Raw genomic sequence first — 4,615 nt, 5'->3', positions numbered from 1 at the left:
ACGGCTTCGCCCCGGACGCCACCGCGCGCGAGCACGACCCGTCGCGGCTGGTGCGCGCCTACGCCAACGCCAGCGCGGCGATGAACCTGGTGCGGGCGCTGACGTCGTCGGGGCTGGCGTCGCTGCACCTGGTGCACGACTGGAACCGCGAATTCGTCCGGACCTCGCCGGCCGGCGCGCGGTACGAGGCGCTGGCCAGCGAGATCGACCGGGGACTGAAGTTCATGAGCGCGTGCGGGGTCGCCGACCGCAACCTGCAGACCGCCGAAATCTACGCCAGCCATGAGGCTTTGGTGCTCGACTACGAGCGGGCGATGCTGCGCCTGTCCGACGTCGAGGGCGGCGAGCCGCAGCTGTACGACCTGTCGGCGCACACGGTGTGGATCGGCGAGCGGACCCGCCAGCTCGACGGCGCGCACATCGCGTTCGCCGAGGTGATCGCCAACCCGATCGGCGTGAAGATCGGCCCGACGATGACCCCCGAGCTGGCCGTCGAATACGTGGAGCGCCTCGACCCGCACAACAAGCCAGGACGGCTGACGCTGGTGAGCAGGCTGGGCAACAACAAGGTCCGCGACCTGCTGCCGCCGATCGTCGAGAAGGTGCAGGCCGCCGGGCACCAGGTGATCTGGCAGTGCGACCCGATGCACGGCAACACGCACGAGTCGTCCAACGGCTACAAGACCCGCCACTTCGACCGCATCGTCGACGAGGTGCAGGGGTTCTTCGAGGTGCACCGCGCGCTGGGCACCCATCCCGGCGGCATCCACGTCGAGATCACCGGCGAGAACGTCACCGAGTGTTTGGGTGGGGCGCAAGACATTTCGGACACCGACCTGGCGGGGCGCTACGAGACCGCCTGTGACCCTCGACTGAACACCCAGCAGTCGCTGGAGTTGGCGTTCCTCGTCGCCGAGATGCTGCGCGACTGAATTCGCGGTCGCGAGCGTGCGTGTCTGTACGACGACACGCCGGCGCGGCCGTACAACTGCGCACGCTCGCGGCCAAGAACCTAGAGCAGTCCGCTGAGGTTGCTGCCGATCGTCCAAGCCACGGTGGCGACCAGCCCGGTGAACGCGATCACGACGGCCACCCACACCAGCACCATCCGCCGCGCGTGCTGGCGGGCCCAGACGAACTCGCTCATCGCGATGCCCGCGAATTCGCCTGCGACCGGCTGGTATTCGCTCTCCCGGTCATCGGGTTGGCGGGGGAGCTGCCGGGTGGGATTGCGGACCGGTGCCGCGGCCGGCGGGCGTGATTGCGGGCCGGCGGACGGGCGCTGGGTCATCCGGCTGCGGTGCAGCGCCGCCGACCGGTGCTGGGCGGAGTTGCTTGGCGCCGGCACCCGGAAGTCCGGCAGCGCGAGTTCTTCGGCGATCGCCGCGAGGTCGGCGCCCATCTCGATGGCGTCGGCGTAGCGGTCGGCGGGGTCGCGCGCGGTCGCCCGTGCCACCAATTCGTCGAATTGCGCTGGCACGCCGTCGATTGCGGCGCTGGGCGGCGGAACGTCGGTATCCAGGCGCCGGTAGGCGATCGACAAGGCCGAGTCTCCGGTGAACGGCGTGTGCCCGGTCAGCAGCTCGTAGGTGAGGATCCCGGCGGAGTAGACGTCGCTGCGGGGGCCGGCGTTGCCGTCGCGCACCTGCTCGGGCGACAGGTACGCGGCGGTGCCGAGAATGACGCTGGTGGAGGTGATTCCGGCGGCGGCGACGGCGCGGACCAGCCCGAAGTCGGCGATCTTGACATCGCCGTCGTCGGAGATCAGAACGTTCTCGGGCTTGACGTCACGATGCACCAGGCCGGCGCGGTGCGCGGCGGCCAGGCCGCCCAACACCGGGCGAAGCACCGCCGCCACGGCGTGCGGCGGCATCGGCCCGCGCTCGGCCAGCAACTCGCGCAGCGTTCCGCCCTCGATCAGCTCCATCACCAAAAACGGATGCCGGGCGTCCATGCCCTGGTCATAGACCGCGACCAGCCCCGGATTTTTCAGGCGGGCGACCGTGCGCGCCTCGAGCTGGAAGCGGGTCAGGAACTGGTCGTCGCCGGCGTAGCGCGAGTCCATCACCTTTACCGCGACCGGGCGGTCCAGCCGGACGTCGAGGCCGCGGTACACCGTCGAGGTGCCGCCGCTGGCAATCCTGGACTCGACCAGGTAGCGGCCGTCCAGCAGCGTGCCCTCCAAGGGGTCGCGGATCCCGGCTTCGCTCACCGGGCCATCGTAGGTGTGGGTCGCCAAAACCTGGGTCCAAGGCGCTAAGCAGGGCCTACACTGGCGCCGTGAGCAGTATTCCGGCCGGCGACGACGTCCTGGATCCTGACGAGCCGACCTACGATCTGCCGGGGGTGGCCGAGGTACTCGGCGTACCGGTCAGCAAGGTGGCCCAGCAGCTGCGCGAGGGCCACCTGGTCGCGGTCAAGCGCGGCGGCGGTGTGGTGGTTCCCCAGGTGTTCTTCACCAAGTCCGGTGAGGTGGTCAAGAGCCTGCCCGGGCTGCTGACGATCCTGCACGACGGTGGCTATCACGAGACGGAGATCGTGCGCTGGCTGTTTACCCCCGACCCGTCGCTGACGATCACGCGCGACGGCAGCCGCGACGCCGTCACCAACGCCCGGCCCGTCGACGCCCTGCATTGCCACCAGGCGCGCGAAGTGGTGCGGCGCGCGCAGGCTATGGCGTACTAGTAGCCGATTCCGGCGCCCGGTACAGCGCGTACCAGGCGGCCAGCGCGCAGGCGGTGGCCAGCGAGAAATGCAGCCACGAGTACATGCCGTGCGAGCCGTCCGGTTTGAAGATCACCATCACCCAGGTCGACAGGCCGGCGATAGCCGCGACCGCCCGCCGTGACTGGGCCAGCGGGGCCGCCACCGCCAGCGGCCAGGAGTAGTACCAAGGCAGTGCGGCCGGGACGAACAGCACCACGATCAGCATCGACCACGCGATCCCGGTCAGCGCGGCGCGGTCGTCGCGGCGGAACCGCCACCACAACAGCGGCAGCGACACCGCGATGATCGCGATGCCGATCAACCGGGTGACGCGCAGCGTGGCGTAGAAGTCGACCGGGAAAAAGCCGCTGCCCAGGGCGTGGATCAGGTTGGCGACCGCGGTGGGCACGGTCAGCCAATTGATGATCTTCACCGACCCCGCCAGCGCGGTCAGCCACCCCAGCCCGACGCCGGCCGCCGCGGACAGGATCGCGAACACGACGGCGAAGACCGCCAGGGATGTCGCGGTGGCCGCCAGAAACGCCGGCAGCGCCCGGTATCCCCGGCGGTCGCGGAGATGCCGCATCCACACCCACACCATGAAGGGCAACGAGATTCCGGCGGTGGCTTTGACCGCGATTGCCGCCGTGATCAGCGCGACGCCCAGGACGTGGCGACCCTGGAAGGTGAGCGCGATGCCGGCGGCCATCAGGCCGACCATCAGCATCTCGTTGTGCACCCCGCCCATCAGGTGGATTAGCACCAGGGGGTTGAGCACGCAGATCCACAGCGCCAGCGCGCCGTTGGTGTGCAGATGATGGGCGAGCCGGGGAGTGGCCCAGATCAGCAGCGCCAAGCCGGGCAGCATGCACAGGCGCAGCAGCATCGTCCCGGCGATCACGTGGTTGCCCACCACCATCGTGACCAGCTTGGCGATCAGGATGAACGCCGGCCCGTAGGGCGCCGTGGTGATCGTCCAGATCGGACTCACGTTGTCCAGCAAGGGGTTTGGATTGGCGACCGGGCCGACGGCGTAGGGGTCGAAGCCGTCGCGCAGCAGCGCGCCCTGCGCCAGGTAGGAGTAGGTGTCGCGGCTGAAGACGGGCACCGACAACAGCAACGGCGCCAGCCAGAAGGCGGTGGTCGCCCGCATGGTGAACTCGGTGGCGTGCCCGCCCAGCGCGCGCCGGCCCAGCATCACCCACGCGATCAGCATGAGGCCCACGCCCGTCCACAACACGATCGAGGACAGCACCAGTCCGTGGCCGAAGCGCAGCCAGGACAGGTGCAGCGCTTCCAGTAGCGGGTCGTGCGGTTTGGTGCTGCCGGCGCCCAGCCCGCCCAGGGTGATCAGCACCGAACCCAGGAAGCCGAGCTTCGCCGGCCCGGCCTCTGGTGTGGCGGCGAACGCGACAAGCCGCGAAAGGTGCTGCGCGACAGGGCGTTTGGCGGCCGCAACCTGGGCAGGAGTGGTCATCGGCTCAGGCGGACCGATTCGTGGCCATCCTGGCGAGCTCGGCCAGCCCCGCCTTGGCCGCCGCATTGACGGGGGCCGCCGCGAGCGTGGCCAGCGCTCGTTCGGTCAGCGCGGCGATGCGTTGCTCCGCCGCGGCCAGCGCGCCCACCGACTCGATGACGTCGCGCAGTTCGGCAACCTGCGCATCGGTCAGCTGCGCGCCGATCGAGCCGCGTAACCGGTTGGCCACCAAGGGGTCCGACTTGTCCGCCAGCTCCACCGCCTCGGCCAGCAGCACGGTTCGCTTGCCGGACCTCAGGTCGTCGCCGGACGGCTTGCCCGTCACCGCGGGGTCGCCGAACACGCCCAGCACGTCGTCGCGCAGCTGGAACGCGACGCCGATGTCGGTCCCGAATTCTTTGAAGGCTTCCTGCACTTCGGGCCGGTCGGCGG

The 4,615-nt window shown here is 69.9% G+C and carries 5 protein-coding genes; 2 read left to right on the top strand and 3 right to left on the bottom strand.

Annotated features, from left to right (window positions below):
• A partial coding sequence (locus tag A5712_RS21650; RefSeq protein ID WP_068109523.1) for a 3-deoxy-7-phosphoheptulonate synthase occupies positions 1 to 932 on the top strand: 932 nt, incomplete at its 5' end.
• An 80-nt stretch (positions 933 to 1,012) separates the two neighbouring features.
• Here the strand turns inward: A5712_RS21650 and A5712_RS21645 are convergent.
• On the bottom strand, positions 1,013 to 2,212 hold the full coding sequence (locus A5712_RS21645; protein ID WP_068109521.1) for a protein kinase: 1,200 nt from the start codon (positions 2,210 to 2,212) through the stop codon (positions 1,013 to 1,015).
• A 68-nt stretch (positions 2,213 to 2,280) separates the two neighbouring features.
• Between A5712_RS21645 and A5712_RS21640 the strand changes: the two genes are divergently transcribed.
• Positions 2,281 to 2,685: an Rv2175c family DNA-binding protein gene (locus A5712_RS21640; protein WP_068109517.1), complete on the top strand. Its 405-nt coding sequence runs from the start codon at positions 2,281 to 2,283 to the stop codon at positions 2,683 to 2,685.
• On the opposite strand, the gene A5712_RS21635 is transcribed toward A5712_RS21640, so the two are convergent.
• Together A5712_RS21635 and A5712_RS21630 are read right to left on the bottom strand one after the other, a co-directional pair.
• A complete protein-coding gene (locus A5712_RS21635; protein WP_068109513.1) occupies positions 2,672 to 4,183 on the bottom strand; it encodes an alpha-(1->6)-mannopyranosyltransferase A in 1,512 nt (503 codons plus the stop codon). The genes A5712_RS21640 and A5712_RS21635 overlap by 14 nt on opposite strands.
• 4 nt (positions 4,184 to 4,187) lie before the next feature.
• Positions 4,188 to 4,615: polyprenyl synthetase family protein (locus A5712_RS21630; protein WP_197519467.1), on the bottom strand; the 428-nt coding region annotated here is incomplete at its 5' end.

It is taken from the genome of Mycobacterium sp. E2327 (genome assembly GCF_001672675.1).
Classification (GTDB): Bacteria; Actinomycetota; Actinomycetes; order Mycobacteriales; family Mycobacteriaceae; genus Mycobacterium.
This window is presented reverse-complemented; position numbering and strand designations above follow the sequence as displayed.

What these genes read in the sequence shown, in the direction of transcription:
- A5712_RS21635 (WP_068109513.1), bottom strand. Translation starts at nt 4,183, where the DNA reads ATGACCACTCCTGCCCAGGTTGCGGCCGCCAAACGCCCTGTCGCGCAG.